The sequence below is a fragment of the Loktanella sp. DSM 29012 genome (genome assembly GCF_900110705.1).
Taxonomy (GTDB): domain Bacteria; phylum Pseudomonadota; class Alphaproteobacteria; order Rhodobacterales; family Rhodobacteraceae; genus Loktanella; species Loktanella gaetbuli.
In genome coordinates, this window is record NZ_FOEJ01000004.1 from 374062 (window position 1) to 388520 (window position 14459).

Annotated in this window: 11 protein-coding genes; 3 read left to right on the forward strand and 8 right to left on the reverse strand. The window is 61.0% G+C overall.

Annotated features, from left to right (window positions below; genetic code table 11):
* Positions 1–59: 59 nt before the first annotated feature.
* Positions 60–794 carry a transcriptional regulator FnrL gene (gene fnrL, locus BMX27_RS11540; protein WP_090160027.1) on the reverse strand — a complete coding sequence of 245 codons (735 nt, stop codon included), beginning with the start codon at positions 792–794 and terminating at the stop codon, positions 60–62.
* 53 nt (positions 795–847) lie between these two features.
* On the opposite strand from fnrL, the gene hemN reads away from it, so the two are divergent.
* Together hemN and BMX27_RS11550 are read left to right on the forward strand one after the other, a co-directional pair.
* A complete protein-coding gene (gene hemN, locus BMX27_RS11545) occupies positions 848–2203 on the forward strand; it encodes an oxygen-independent coproporphyrinogen III oxidase (protein ID WP_090159958.1) in 1356 nt (451 codons plus the stop codon).
* Between the two features lie 57 nt (positions 2204–2260).
* Positions 2261–3031, forward strand: a complete 771-nt coding sequence (locus BMX27_RS11550) for a DUF2189 domain-containing protein (RefSeq protein WP_090159959.1) — start codon at positions 2261–2263, stop codon at positions 3029–3031.
* On the opposite strand, the gene BMX27_RS11555 is transcribed toward BMX27_RS11550, so the two are convergent.
* Positions 3028–3360: an Hpt domain-containing protein gene (locus BMX27_RS11555; RefSeq protein WP_090159960.1), complete on the reverse strand. Its 333-nt coding sequence runs from the start codon at positions 3358–3360 to the stop codon at positions 3028–3030. The two genes, BMX27_RS11550 and BMX27_RS11555, sit on opposite strands and share 4 nt — an antisense overlap.
* An 87-nt stretch (positions 3361–3447) precedes the next feature.
* The gene (pobA, locus tag BMX27_RS11560; protein WP_090159961.1) at positions 3448–4617 is read right to left on the reverse strand and encodes a 4-hydroxybenzoate 3-monooxygenase; all 1170 of its coding nucleotides are present in this window, start codon (positions 4615–4617) and stop codon (positions 3448–3450) included.
* 75 nt (positions 4618–4692) lie between these two features.
* Between pobA and BMX27_RS11565 the strand changes: the two genes are divergently transcribed.
* Entirely contained in the window at positions 4693–5508 is an 816-nt protein-coding gene (locus BMX27_RS11565; protein WP_090159962.1) for a helix-turn-helix domain-containing protein, read from the forward strand.
* Between the two features lie 6 nt (positions 5509–5514).
* On the opposite strand, the gene BMX27_RS11570 is transcribed toward BMX27_RS11565, so the two are convergent.
* Genes BMX27_RS11570 through glgB form a run of 5 tightly spaced genes read right to left on the reverse strand, consistent with a single transcriptional unit; the run spans position 5515 to position 14239 of the window.
* Positions 5515–7140: an alpha-D-glucose phosphate-specific phosphoglucomutase gene (locus BMX27_RS11570; RefSeq protein ID WP_090159963.1), complete on the reverse strand. Its 1626-nt coding sequence runs from the start codon at positions 7138–7140 to the stop codon at positions 5515–5517.
* Positions 7141–7169: 29 nt separating this feature from the next.
* On the reverse strand, positions 7170–9296 hold the full coding sequence (gene glgX / locus BMX27_RS11575; protein ID WP_256212483.1) for a glycogen debranching protein GlgX: 2127 nt from the start codon (positions 9294–9296) through the stop codon (positions 7170–7172).
* Positions 9293–10729, reverse strand: coding sequence for a glycogen synthase GlgA (gene glgA, locus BMX27_RS11580; RefSeq protein ID WP_090159964.1), 1437 nt, complete (start codon positions 10727–10729; stop codon positions 9293–9295). The genes glgX and glgA overlap by 4 nt, the downstream gene beginning before the upstream one ends.
* Before the next feature lie 4 nt (positions 10730–10733).
* The gene (gene glgC / locus BMX27_RS11585) at positions 10734–12005 is read right to left on the reverse strand and encodes a glucose-1-phosphate adenylyltransferase (RefSeq protein ID WP_090159965.1); all 1272 of its coding nucleotides are present in this window, start codon (positions 12003–12005) and stop codon (positions 10734–10736) included.
* A gap of 29 nt (positions 12006–12034) precedes the next feature.
* Positions 12035–14239, reverse strand: coding sequence for a 1,4-alpha-glucan branching protein GlgB (gene glgB / locus BMX27_RS11590; protein WP_090159966.1), 2205 nt, complete (start codon positions 14237–14239; stop codon positions 12035–12037).
* Between the last annotated feature and the right edge of the window lie 220 nt (positions 14240–14459).

Consider the following 14459-nt stretch of genomic DNA (forward strand, 5'->3'; position numbering starts at 1 on the left):
TCGGTATGGACAAGGTGGTGGCGGGTTTCCTTGATCTGGATCAAAACCCGCAAAAAGCTTTAGTCGATCATGCCGCCGTCTGCATCGTCGCCGGTTGCATTGTGCAGGGCCGCCATGTCGACAACCGTGAACGTCTTGCGATCACCAAAAGAGATCACGCCTTCTTTTTTCAGGCTGTTGAACTGGCGGCTGACTGTTTCCAGCGTCAGGCCGAGGTAATTGGCAATCTGGTCACGGGTCATCGGCATGTTGAACTGGTCGGGCCCCGCAGCCTGTTCATCCGTATGGGTGCGCCGGACGAACATCTGGATAAAGGTCGCAATTTTTTCACGTGCGGTCTTGCGCCCCAGCAGCAACATCCAGTCCCGTGCGGCATCCAGCTCGTCCAGCGCGAGTTCCATCAGGCGATGGGCCACATGCGGTGTGTCATCGACCAGTTTTTCAAACGGCTTGCGATCAAAACAGCACAGGGTCACATCGGTGGTCGCGGTTACATCGAAATCGATCTGTCCGCGGCCGGGGCGCCCGATGAAATCAGACGGCAGGAGCAGGCCCACCATCTGTGTGCGCCCGTCCTCCAGCGTCTTGGACAATGCGGCGACGCCCTGAACAACCGAGGCGACAAAGACCAGATCGTCACCACGCCACAGGATCGGTTGCCCGGCCTTGAACGTCTTGTAGGTTTTCATGCCCTCCAGCAGCGACAGCTCATCGTCGTCGCAACGCGCGCAGACGGCACGGTGACGGATGGGGCATTCGGCGCAGCGTACCGCGGCGGTCAGGGCGATTTGCATGAGGTTGATCTGGATCAAAGAATTTGGCTGTGACCATCCTATGACATTCACCCATGGAAAATCTAGACCTACTCACCCGTTACGGTTTGTTCGACGCCAAGGTGCCGCGCTACACCAGCTATCCGCCGGCAAACCATTTTCAAACTGACGTGGGATTGCAGGCCCAGCGGGGCTGGCTGGCCGCCGTGCCCGATGGCAGCGAAATCTCGGTCTATATCCACATTCCGTTTTGCAGGCGATTGTGCTGGTTCTGCGCCTGCCGCACTCAGGGCACCAGCACGCTGGACCCGGTTGCGGGCTATATCACGCAGCTGGTCAAGGAAATCGGGACCGTTGCTGCCGCCTTGCCGGGCGGCGTGCGCATGTCGCGGCTGCATCTGGGGGGCGGGACGCCGACGATCCTGTCGCCGCACCTGATGAAACGGCTGCTGGCGGCGGTGTTCGGAGAATTCACCCCTGCCGCCGATTTCGAGTTTTCGGTCGAGATCGACCCGACCGATGCAGCACCCGATCTGCTGGCCGTGTTGTCAGATCATGGGTTGAACCGTGCAAGCATCGGGGTGCAGGATTTTGATCCGGTGGTGCAGGGGGCCATCGGACGACAGCAATCCTTTGCCCAGACGCGCGATGTGGTCGACTGGTTGCGCGATGCCGGTGTGCCCAGCCTGAACCTGGACCTGCTGTACGGCTTGCCGCACCAGACCGCCGTGACATTTGGTGAAACGATCACCCGTGTTCTGTCGCTGGAGCCTGACAGACTTGCGATCTATGGCTATGCTCATGTGCCGTGGATGTCCAAGCGGCAGGTGATGATCCGTGCGGCTGATCTGCCGGACCCATTGATGCGCCTATCGCTGTCAGAACAGGCCAGAACCCGGTTCGAGGAAATGGGGTTCCAGTCCATCGGTATCGACCACTTTGCACGGCCAGATGATTCGCTGGCGACGGCCGATGCGGCGGGCGTGCTGCGGCGCAATTTTCAGGGCTATACCGATGATGCCAGCCCCACGCTGATCGGGTTCGGTGCCTCTGCGATTTCGCGGTTTGCGCAGGGCTATGTGCAGAATGCGGTTGCCACCTCGGCCTATCACGGGCGGATCGAGGACACGGGGTTCGCAGGCAGCAAGGGTTTCGCGTTGACGCCCAGGGACCGTTTGATCGCCACGATGATCGAGGACCTGATGTGTCGGTTCAGGATCGATCTGCAAAGGCTGCACGCCAGTTTCCCCGACAGATGGTCGCAGATCGAAAACTATATTGCCGGGCTCATGAAACGGTTTCCAGATGTGCTGGAGCGTCGGTGCAACGTCGTCACGCTGCGGCCAGAGGCACGGATGCTTGTGCGTATCATCGCCCACGACATCGACGGTTTCCGCGCCGATCTGGTCGCGCATTCCGTCGCCGTCTGACCGGGGGCACGATGACACCCCGTCTTTCGTGATCGCACCAGCAGGGGACAGACCCGCATGACGCAGAACGCCACGACACCGCCCACCATCCGACCGGTTGTCTGGTCCGATTTCACGGCCAGTCTGGCGCTGGGCGTCCGAGATTTTCGGGCAGCCTTGTGGATCGACCTTTGCCTGGCCTGCGTCTTTGTGCTGGCCGGGCTGGGCATGGCGGCCGTTACGGTAATGACCGGACAGACGTTCTGGCTGGTGCTCGCGGTGCTGGGGTTTCCCATGGTGGGCACATTGGCTGCCGTCGGATTTTACGAGGTCAGCAGACAGCGCAGCCGCGACCTGCGCCCCGGACTGCGGCAGGTTGCCAGCCTGATCTGGGCGGCCCGGATCGGTCAGATACCGTGGCTCGCCGCGATCGTGGTGGTGATCTTCTTGTTCTGGTTTTTCATCGGGCACATGATCTTTGCCCTGTTTCTTGGACTTGCCCCGATGACGAACATTTCGACGTCACTCGCCGTTTTTCTGACGCCCTCTGGTTTGACCATGATCGCGGTCGGCACGTTGGTGGGGGCGATGTTTTCCGGGCTTGTCCTTGCGCTGAGCGTTCACGCAATGCCGATGCTGCTGGACCTTGATGTGGATTTCATAACCGCGATGCTGCGGTCGCTGTCTGCCGTTCTGCAACAGCCGATGGCCTATCTGGTCTGGGGCGCGTTCATCGGTGTCGTGACCCTGCTGTCGGCGCTGCCGGTCTTTCTGGGCCTGTTCGTGACGATGCCCATTCTGGGGCATGCGTCGTGGCACCTCTACCAGCGGCTTGTGTCCGACCCTTAGGCTGTCGCGAGGAACCGTTCGGTCGGGTTGCAGAATTCCATCGACACATCGAGATAGGCGTTCAGCGCCGTGTGCATCAGCCGGTCCGAGGGTTCGGCCGTGTTCAATTCGGTGGTCAGGAAATCACGCACCAGTGCGGCTGCCTGGCCCAATGTCGTCAGCCCCAGCGCCTGGGCAGAGCCGTGAACGTCGGACAGGATCGCCAGCGCGTCACGATAGGCCTTGGCCTCGAACAGCACTTCGAGGGCATCATGTCGCGCATAATAGTTCTGGATAAAGCGTTGCTGCATCCGACCCATGTAAACGGGGTTCACTGTCGTCTGTGTCATTACGCAATCCTCATTCTTTCGGCGGCTGAGGATATGTCTGGTCGGTGACTGGGGCGACAGTGTGATCCGATACGGGCAATTCAGAGGTTAATAAGGCATCCCGACATAGTTCTCGGAAAACACGGTTTGCGCATTGACTGAGGTTTGCAGGTTGCGCAATTCGCTGTCCTGGATCGCCTGGTCAAAGGATTCCTGTCCGGGAAAACGGTGCATGGTCGTCGTGAACCACCAGCTGAACCGGATCGCGTTCCACACCCGTTTGAGCGCGGTCTGGGAATAGGTCTCGATCCCGTGGTCATCGCCATCCCGGTAGTGACTGGTCAGCGCCTCGAACAGATAGTGCACGTCGGAAACGGCCAGATTCAGACCCTTGGCCCCCGTGGGCGGCACGATATGGGCCGCGTCCCCCACCAGAAATAGACGCCCCCATTTCATCGGGTCAGCCACGTAGGACCGCAGTGGCGCGATAGATTTTTCGATGGTCGGCCCAGTAATAAGCGCCTCGGCTGAGTCGTGCGGCAGTCGCCTGCGGAATTCATCCCAGAACGCATCGTCGGTCCATTTGTCCAAGGGATCATCGACGGGTGCCTGAATGTAGTAGCGGCTGCGCGTCGGGCTGCGCATCGAGGCCAGCGCAAAGCCACGCGGATGGTTGGCATAGATCAGTTCGTGACTGACAGGGGGCAGATCGGCCATGACGCCCAACCAGCCAAAGGGATAGACCCGTTCGAATTCGGTCAGAACATCCTTTGGGATGGCCTGCCGCGAAGGTCCGTGAGACCCGTCGCATCCCGCAACATAGTCGCAATCGATCCGGTGTGTCGTGCCATCCTTGACGTAGGTGACGTGGGGCGCGTCGGTATCAAGATCATGCAATTCGACCCCGTCGAGATCGTGTATCACGATTCCACCCGCCTTTTCGCGGGCATCATAGAGGTCGCGGGTCACTTCGGTCTGGCCATAGACCAGCACCTGTTTGCCGATCAGCGCGTCGAAATCGATGCGAAATCCGGTATTCTGCACAGCAAGGTAAGTGCCGGTGTGAGGTAACCCTTCAGCGTGGGCGCGGGTGGCGATCCCGGCCTTTTCCAACATGCCGACGGTGCCGGATTCCAGCACGCCGGCGCGGATGCGTGACAGCACATAGTCACGGCTGCGGCGTTCCAGCACGACCGTATCGATCCCGGCCCGGTCCAGCAGTTGCGACAACAGCAGACCGGACGGCCCGCCACCAATGATACAAACCTGCGTGCGCATGATAGACACCTCCCCTGACTGGCTGGCACAATACATTCAGACATCGGCCATATCTGGCAGAATCGGGGCTTATACTTGACCAATGCAATCAAACTGCCGGACTACGCATTGTTTGGCGAACGTGCGATTTTTCCTGACGTTCTGCATGTCGAGGCCATCGTGGACCGCGCCGCGCAGCATGGTTGGCGCATTGCCAGCCACCGGCATCCCGGTCTTTTGCAGGTGCTCTACGTCAAGGCGGGAGAGGCGACACTGCATCTGGCGCATGGATCGGAAACGCTGACGCCACCGGTCGTGATCGTGCTGCCGCCGAATGCCGTGCATGGCTTTACCTTTGCTGCCGGGACCGTCGGGGTCGTCGTGTCCATTCCTACGACGCTACTGGACGACAGCGCCTTGCAGGTGGACCGCGTCCAGCAACGTGCGGCGACCGCGCGGATCACGGGGCTGATTGCGATCCTGCAGGACCGGCACGCGGACGCGGATGGTCCCCGTGATCCCAGTTTGCGCGCCCTCGCCGCGGCATTGATCTGGGAATGTGCCGAAGCAACACCAGCAGCGGGCAACACCGCGGACCTGTTCACGCGTTTCGAGGTAGCCTTGCGCAATCATGCCACCCAAGGGTGGGAGGTCGGCGATTACGCCCGCAGTTTGGGCGCGTCGGCCTCCAGTCTCAACAGGGTCGTGCGCGCCCGCGCCCAGATGTCCGTCATGGGGGCGGTGATGGCCTACCGGCTGGAACTGGCGTGCAAACGGCTGGCCTATACGCGCCAGCCGATTACCGTCATCGCATATGATCTGGGGTTTTCGGACCCCACACATTTTGCCCGCGCGTTCCGCAAGGGGATCGGCTGCACCCCGCGCGCCTATCGCAAGCGGTTTGAGGGCTAGCCGTGGTCAGGTCGTGACATCTGGTCCAGATTTGCCGGTGCGCGCGCGGATTCCGGCGATGTCCTCGGCTGCCAGAATGATCCAGCGCAATGCGTCCTGCGGGTCCTGATCGAAATTCGCAGGATCGGTTTCCAGCGATTCCAGATACAGCCGGATCGTCGCCCCAGATGTGCCGGTGCCTGACAACCGGATCACGAAACGCGCGCCACCGTCGAACAGGACACGGATACCCTGCTGTGCGCTGACCGATCCATCCACCGGATCGTGATAGGCATAATCGTCGGCCTCGCTGACGCGGTGACCCTGAATGGTCTGGCCGACGAGACCGTCCAACTTGCTGCGCAAATCGTCCATCATCGTGTTGGCGATGTCGCTGTCCACGGCCTCGTAATCGTGGCGGGAATAGTAGTTGCGCCCGTAGCTCTGCCAGTGGTCGCGCATGATTTCGGCAACGCTCATCTGGCGTTTCGCCAGTATGTTGAGCCACATCAGGATCGCCCATAGACCATCCTTCTCGCGCACATGGTCGGACCCGGTGCCAAACGATTCCTCGCCACACAGAGACACGCGCCCATCATCCATCAGGTTGCCAAAGAATTTCCAGCCCGTCGGGGTTTCAAAGCAGGCCAGTCCCATTTTTTCCGCGACACGGTCCACGGCGGCAGAGGTCGGCATGGACCGCGCGACCCCCTTGAGGCCCGCGGCATAGCCCTTGGCCAGATGCGCGTTGGCCGCCAGAACAGCCAGGCTGTCGGATGGGCTGACGTAGATGTTGGGGCCAACGACCATGTTGCGGTCGCCGTCGCCGTCGCTGGCGGCCCCGAAATCGGGCGCGTCGGGGCCGTTCATCGTGTCCATCAATTCGTGCGCCCAGGTGGGGTTGGGGTCCGGGTGCATGCCGCCGAAATCGGGCAGGGGGGTGCCGTGCACGACGCTCCCCGGTGCGGCCCCCAGACGGTTCTCCAGGATCTCTTGGCCATAGGGGCCGGTGATCGCGCACATGGCGTCGAACTGGATGCGGAACCCACCGGCAAACATGGCGCGGATTGCATCGAAATCGAACAGGGTTTCCATCAGCGCGGCGTAATCCGCGACGGGATCGACGACGGTGATTTCCATCCCCGCCAGTTCCGTGTCACCCACCGTGCTCAGGTCCACGTCCTGTGCCTCGACGATGTGGTATTCTTGGATGGTCTGGGTGCGTTCGAACATCGCGTTTGTAACGGATTCAGGGGCCGGGCCGCCGTTGGCCATGTTGAACTTGACGCCGAAATCTTCGTCCTCGCCGCCGGGGTTGTGGCTGGCGGACATGATGATGCCACCGTCGGTTTTATTCAGGCGGATCAGGTGGCTGGCCGCCGGGGTCGACAGCAGCGCATCGCGCCCGACGATCACATGGGTGGCACCATTGGCGGCCGCCATGCGCAGGATAACCTGTGCGGCGCGTTTATTGAAAAAACGCCCGTCGCCACCCAGCACAAAGGTTTTGCCCATGGCACCCCCGATCCCGTCGAAAATGCTTTGGACAAAGTTTTCAAGGTAATGCGGCTGCATGAAAACGCGGGTTTTCTTGCGCAGGCCAGAGGTTCCGGGCTTTTGCCCGTCGATGGGTGTCGTTGCAACGGTGTTCATGGGGTCCTCCTGTTACACAGGAAGCTAGATCAATCCGTCGTCCGAGCAAAGACACAGACCGAATCCGCTGCAACACGGAAGGTTTGTGTGGCGATGCACTGGGTGCCGTCCTCTGGGTTGGCTGTATCCAGGATCAGTTCCCAGGGGCTGTCCGTGCTGCAATCCGGCAGGGTGATGTCGATGGCCGGACCCGCGTTGAAGGTGATGAACACCACATCATGCGATGCCGCATAGTCGGGGGTGTCAGAGGCCGTGCGCATTTCGACAGACAAGGCGCGCCAGCGCGGATCGTCCCAGTCTTCTTGTGTCGGCGGGGTGCCGTCAGGTTTGCGCCAGAACAGATCGGGCATGCCGTCCTCTCGGCGTGGGCGAGAGTGCAGGAACCGCGTCTGCCGCAACACCGGGTGGTCGCGACGCAAGCGGGACAGCCGCGCGACATAATCCAGCAGATTTTGATCCAGACGGTCCCAGTTCAGCCAGCCCGTGTCGTTGTCCTGTGCAAAGGTGTTGTTGTTGCCCCACTGGCTGTTGCCGATCTCGTCCCCTCCCAGCAGGAACGGCGTGCCCTGCGACAGAAACACGGTGGCCAGCAGGTTGCGCTTGCGCTGGGCACGGGCGGACCGGATCGCGGGATCATCCGTCGGACCTTCGACACCCATGTTATCGGAATAATTGTCGTCCTTGCCGTCGCGATTGTCCTCGCCGTTGGCGGCGTTGTGCTTGACGTTGTAGGACACCAGATCATCCAGAACCATGCCGTCATGCACGGTCACAAAGTTGATCGAGGCAGTGGCTTTGCGGCCTGAATGATCGAACTGGCGGGCACTGCCGGCGACCCTTTTGGCCAGATTGGCGGTCAGGCCGGAATCGCCGCGCCAATATTTGCGCACACCGTCGCGGAACTTGTCGTTGAATTCCATGAAAGGGTGCGGAAACGCGCCCAACTGATAGCCGCCGGGCCCCAGGTCCCAGGGTTCGGTCACCAGTTTCACGCGGCTTAGCACCGGGTCCTGTCGCAACGCATCCAGGAACCCGCCCTCGCGGTCGAAACCGTCCTTTTCGCGGGCCAGCGCTGTCCCGAGATCGAACCGGAACCCGTCCACGTGCATCGTTTCGACCCAATAGCGCATGGAATCCATGATCATGCGCAGCACCATCGGGTGTTCGGTCCGCAGCGTGTTCCCGACGCCTGTATCGTTCACGTAGCCCCGACCGTCGTCGGTCAACCGGTAGTAGGATTTGTTGTCGAAACCACGAAACGACAGGGTCGGACCCATTTCGTTGCCTTCGGCGGTGTGGTTGTAAACCACGTCCATGATGACTTCGATGCCGGCCTTGTGGAACCGCCGGACCATGGTCTGAAATTCCCAGACACCTTCCTCGGTCATGTAGCGCGGTTCTGGCGCGAAAAATCCGATGCTGTTGTAGCCCCAGTAGTTGCGCAGTCCCTGCCGCACGAGAAAATGGTCGTCGACATAGGCCTGTGACGGCATCAGCTGGACGGTGGTCACGCCGATCTTGTTGAGGTGATCCAGCACGGGCTGGGACGCCATGCCCAGAAACTTGCCGCGCATGGCCGACGCGACGCCCGGCATGCGGGCGGTCATGCCTTTGACATGGGCCTCGTAGAGGACGGTATCGGTTGCGGCGATTTCAGGGGGCAGGTCGCGTCCCCAGTTGAACGACGGGTCCACCACGACGCTGCGCTGCGCTGCAAAGGCGCTGTCACGCGAGTCAAAGCTGAGATCGCCACGCGGACTGCCGACACGGTAGCCCATCAGCGCGTCGGACCATTTCAGTTTGCCGAACAGGCGTTTGGCATAGGGATCGATCAGCAGTTTGTTGTAATTGAACCTGTGCCCTTCTTCGGGGGCATAGGGCCCGTGCACCCGAAACCCGTATTTCGCACCCGGTGTCAGGCCCGCGACATGAACGTGCCAGACATCGCCGTCGCGTTCCAACAGCGGCAGGCGCGCGCGTTCCTTGCGCCCGTCATCGCTGAACAGGCACAGGTCGATGCGTTCGGCATGTTCGGAAAAGACGGCGAAATTCACGCCTGCCCCGTCGAATGTCGCGCCCAGCGGAAAGGGTTTGCCCGCCGTCAGTGGGTGGTCGCGCAGTTTCGTCGGGACAGACTGGTTAAGTTGGGCATTCAAACGGTTACGCCTTTGTACAAGTCAGCGTAGGCGGACGCAGAGGTCTGCCAACCTAGCGCCTGCGACATGCCCTTTTTCTGCAAGCCTGTCCACGTTTTCTTGTCCGAGTATAAGGCAATGAGGCGCATCAGGGCCTGACCGAAGGCCAGCGCGTCGATGGGATGGAATTGCAGGCCGGTCGCTGCCTTGTCCTGCAGGGCCATGGGGGTCGCATTGATGACAGTATCGGCCAGCCCACCCGTCAGGGCGACGACCGGTACGCAGCCATAGCGCAAACCATATAGCTGGGTCAGGCCACATGGTTCGAACCGCGACGGCACGAGAACCGCGTCGCCGCCTGCGAACATGCGGTGCGACAGGGCTTCGTCATAGCCGATGCGCAGACCGATCCGGCCAGGATGCGCCTTGGCCAGCGACTTGAGGTCGTTTTCGATCTGCGGGTCGCCTGATCCCAGCACCGCCAGACAGCCACCGCCGGCGATGAAATCAGGGATGGCGGCGACCAGCAGGTCCATGCCTTTTTGGTCGGTCAGACGACTGACAACGACGGCCAGCGGGCCGTCACAGCTCGCCAGTCCGAATTCTGCCATCAAGGCCGTCCGGTTGTGCTGTTTCCTGGCCAGCGACGCCTTGCCGTAAGTCTTGGAAATGTGGGGGTCTGTCTGGGGATCCCAGACAGTTTCGTCGACGCCGTTCAGGATGCCGTGGAAATCGGCGGCACGGTATTGCAGCAGACCTTCCAGCCCGAACCCGAATTCATGGCGCATCAGTTCGTCGGCGTAGGTGGGGCTGACGGTGGTGATCGCGTCGGCATGGGCCAGCCCGGCCTTGAGGCTGGACAGGTTGCCCCAGTATTCCAGGCTGTCGCTGTGGAACGCCTCGATCGGCAGGCGCAACGACCCCAGGGCCGCGGCCGGTGCCTCGCCGCGAAAAGCGATGTTGTGGATCGTGACGACCGATTTGGCCTGCGTGTCCACGCAAAGGTCCATATAGGCTGGTGCAAAACCTGCCTGCCAGTCATGGCAATGCAGGATATTCGGTGTCCAGCCATCGGTCGTCCCAGTCGCCGAGATCTGGGCGGCAACCCACGACAGCGCGGCGAACCGCTGCGGATTGTCGCCGAAATCATGCGGGTTGCCATAGGGCCCGCCAGCGCGCGCAAACAGATGCGGCGCATCCAGCAACATGATCGCAGCCCCGCCGATCTGGCCCAGCAACACGCAGGCCGGACCGCCGAACAGATCGCTGTCAGCCCAGACCTCGGTCACGGCACCCAGCTTGTCGATCAATCCGGGGTAGGCTGGCAACAACGTGCGCATGTCCCAGCCCAGCGGTGCGAGTGCTGCGGGCAGGGCACCGGCCACGTCTGCCAGGCCCCCTGTCTTGATCAGGGGAACGCATTCCGACGTGACCGATAAGACCCGACCACCCATGGGATCAGGACCGCGCGAGATAGGCGTCGATCATGGCCTTGGTGACCAGCACGACGCCTTTGTCAGTGACGCGGAAACCGTTTTCACGATCCTTTTCGGAATCGATGCCGATCTCCATGCCTTCGGGGATCTGCACACCGCGGTCGATCACGCAGTTGCGTAGCTCTGCCTTGCGGCCCACGTCCACATGCGGCAGCGCCACAACCCGGTTCAGCGAGGCATAGGAATGTGTTCGCACACCTGTGAACAGCAGCGATTCAGTCACTTCGGACCCCGAGATGATGCAGTTGCCAGACACCATCGACGACACCGCCGTCCCGCGACGGCCATCCTCGTTATGGATGAACTTTGCAGGTGGCACGCTTTCCGCGTAGGTCCAGATCGGCCATTCGTTGTCATAGAGGTCCAGCGGCGGGGTGAACAGCGTCAGGTCGATGTTGGCCTGCCAGAACGCATCCACGGTGCCCACGTCGCGCCAGTAGGGTTCGGTTTCCAGACCCGACATGATGCAGCTGTCCTGAAAACGGTGCGCCATGGCTTTGCCGTTCTTGACGATATGCGGGATGATGTCGTGGCCGAAGTCATGGCTGCTGTTGTCGTCGTGCATATCCTCGAGCAGCAAGGTCCGCAGGAACTGCCAGTCAAAGATGTAGATACCCATTGACCCCAGCGCGTGGTCGGGATCGCCGGGAATGGCGGGCGGATCAGCCGGCTTTTCGAGGAAATCGGTGATCTGCATCTGATCGTTCACATGCATCACACCCAGCGCAGTCGCTTCCATCCGGGGGACGGTCAGGCAGCCGATCGTCACATCCGCCTTGGTGTCGACATGCTGTTGCAGCATGACCTCGTAATCCATCTTGTAGATGTGGTCGCCTGCCAGGATGACAATATATTCAACGCCGTAGCTGTCGATGATGTCGATGTTCTGGGTGACGGCATCGGCCGTGCCGACGTACCATTTAGCTTCGTCCATCCGCTGCGACGCAGGCAGGATATCAAGGAATTCGTTGCGTTCCGCCCGCAGAAAGTTCCAGCCCCGCTGGCAATGCCGGATCAGGCTGTGCGCCTTGTACTGGGTGGCGATCGCCATCTTGCGCATGCCGGAATTCAGCGCGTTCGACAGTGCAAAGTCGACGATCCGGGTCTTGCCGCCGAAATAGACCGCCGGTTTGGCGCGGTTGTCGGTCAGTTCCTTGAGGCGGCTGCCACGCCCGCCGGCCAGCACGAATGCCAGCGCCTTGTTCGACAGTCTTGGATTGGCCTTGGGTTTCATTGGTCTCACTCCCTGGTGGCGGATGGTATTCAGTTGTCCTGGACAAAAATGACGGTGGACAGCGGCGGGATCGTGACCTCGGCGGAATGATCCTGCCCCATCCAGGCACGGGTTTCCGCGTCAACACCTCCCATGTTGCCGCGCCCGCCGCCACCGTAAGCTTCGGCGTCGGAATTCAGCGCCTCGCGCCAACGGCCCTTGGCGGGCAGGCCGATGCGATAGCCGGTGCGTTCGATCGGGGTCATGTTCATGACGACTACGACCTTTGGATCATCCACGCCGCCAATGCGCACGAATGCAAATACCGAGGCATCGGTATCGTTCGCCTCGAGCCATTGGAAACCGGACGGGCGCACGTCGTTGACGTGCAGCGCAGGGGTCGCGCGATACAGCGTGTTCAGGTCGCGCACCCACATCTGCACGCCCTTGTGGCGGCCATCATCGCATTCGTGCCAATCAAGGCTCTGGTTGTGGTTCCATTCCCTGGATTGCGCAAACTCTTGCCCCATGAACAGCAGCTTCTTGCCCGGGTGGGTCCACATGAACCCGTAGTAGGCCCGCAGGTTCGCGAATTTTTCCCACGCATTGCCGGGCATCTTGGTCAGCATGGAACCCTTGCCGTGCACCACCTCGTCGTGGCTGATGGGCAGCACGTAGTTTTCACCGAATGCGTAGTGCAGGCTGAATGTCATCTCGTGATGGTGGTGGCGGCGATGAATGGGGTCTTTTTCCATGTAACGCAGGCTGTCGTTCATCCAGCCCATGTTCCATTTGAACCCGAAACCCAGGCCGCCGTATTCGACGGGCCGCGACACACCGGGAAAGGCCGTGCTTTCCTCGGCCACGGTCATGATGCCGGGCACCTCGCCATAGGCCAGGGTGTTGGTGGTTTGCAGCAGCGCGATGGCCTCGTAATTTTCGCGCCCGCCGTCCTTGTTCGGGACCCATTCGTCATGTTTGCGGCTGTAGTCACGATAGAGCATGGATGCGACGGCATCCACGCGCAGCCCGTCCAGATGGTATTCTTCCAGCCAGTATAGCGCGTTTGACCGATAGTGGTTCGCGACCTCGGTGCGGCCGAAATTCGGGATCAGTGTGTTCCAGTCCTGATGGAAACCCTCGCGCGGGTCGGCATGTTCATACAGGTGCGTGCCGTCGAATTCGCTCAGTCCGTGCGCATCAATCGGGAAATGCCCGGGCACCCAGTCCAGCAGGACACCCAGCCCCTTGCGGTGGGCTGCGTTGACCAATGCGCGGAATTCATCGGGGGTGCCGTGGCGGATCGTGGGCGCATACAGTCCGACGGGTTGATAGCCCCAGCTGCCGTCAAAGGGATGTTCGCTGATCGGCATCAGCTCGATGTGGGTGAACCCCATCCAGACGGCGTAGTCGACCAGATCCTCGGCCAGTTCCAGATAGGACAGCGGGCGGTTGCCCGGCGCACGTTTCCAGCTGGCGAGGTTGACCTCGTAGATCGAAATGGGCGCGTCGATGTGTTGCAGATCGGCGCGGGTCTTTATCCAGTCGGCGTCGGACCATGCGGGATCGCGGATATCACGCACCACGGACCCGGTCGCCGGTGGATGTTCGGACCCGTAGCCGAACGGATCCGCCTTGAGGGGCAGATGTTCGCCGTTCGGCCCGATGATTTCGTATTTGTAGATTTCGCCCGTGCCGATCCCCGGCACAAACAGTTCCCAGACCCCGGATGCACCGATGGGGCGCATCGGCAAACGGCGCCCGTCCCAGACATTGAAATTGCCGACAACGGAAACACGCCGCGCATTCGGGGCCCAGACAGCAAAATGCGTGCCGTCGGTGCCTTCGTGCGTCATGACGTGGGCACCCAGTGCCTTCCACAAACGCTTGTAGCTGCCTTCGCCAAAGAAATAGATATCTTCATCGGTCAGCACCGGACCAAAGCGGTAGGGATAATCAAAGGACCACGTATAGCCGTCCGCCATCGCCTCGAGGCTGTAGGTTTCGGGCGGTTCGGTAAAGGCCGTGATGAACAGGCCGGGATGGTCGTCCAACCGGTCCAGTGCGATGCGTTTGTCTGCCGTGACGCAGGTGACCGATTCGGCACCGGGCACGAAAACCGTCAGCAGCCAGCCACCGTCACGCTGTTGCAGGCCAAGGGCATCGAAGGGAGACCGGCATTGACCCCAAACAATGTCACGGGCGGCATTGTAGTCGACAAGCGTTGTCGCGGATGGGGTTTTTGTGGCCGGCATGAAGAACCTCCGAAGTTAGTGTCAGCGCTAACAATACTGATCTGCGCCGTGATAGACAGCGACGTCTTCATCATTCGTTAAATATGTGGACCGAAACTGAGGATGGTAAAGCAAAATTCCGGGTGCGCCGCTGTGTTGCTGCGCCGCCATAGGGCGGCAGAACCTGAATCCGCTGCTAGTGCGACTCGGTTCACACTTCTATCACGTAACGATCCTCCCT

Excerpts from the sequence above, each read along its gene's own strand:
- BMX27_RS11570 (WP_090159963.1), bottom strand. The coding sequence starts at position 7,140 with ATGAACACCGTTGCAACGACACCCATCGACGGGCAAAAGCCCGGAACC.
- hemN (WP_090159958.1), top strand. The coding sequence starts at position 848 with ATGGAAAATCTAGACCTACTCACCCGTTACGGTTTGTTCGACGCCAAG.
- glgB (WP_090159966.1), bottom strand. The coding sequence starts at position 14,239 with ATGCCGGCCACAAAAACCCCATCCGCGACAACGCTTGTCGACTACAAT.
- fnrL (WP_090160027.1), bottom strand. The coding sequence starts at position 794 with ATGCAAATCGCCCTGACCGCCGCGGTACGCTGCGCCGAATGCCCCATC.
- glgA (WP_090159964.1), bottom strand. The coding sequence starts at position 10,729 with ATGGGTGGTCGGGTCTTATCGGTCACGTCGGAATGCGTTCCCCTGATC.
- pobA (WP_090159961.1), bottom strand. The coding sequence starts at position 4,617 with ATGCGCACGCAGGTTTGTATCATTGGTGGCGGGCCGTCCGGTCTGCTG.
- BMX27_RS11550 (WP_090159959.1), top strand. The coding sequence starts at position 2,261 with ATGACGCAGAACGCCACGACACCGCCCACCATCCGACCGGTTGTCTGG.
- BMX27_RS11555 (WP_090159960.1), bottom strand. The coding sequence starts at position 3,360 with ATGACACAGACGACAGTGAACCCCGTTTACATGGGTCGGATGCAGCAA.
- glgC (WP_090159965.1), bottom strand. The coding sequence starts at position 12,005 with ATGAAACCCAAGGCCAATCCAAGACTGTCGAACAAGGCGCTGGCATTC.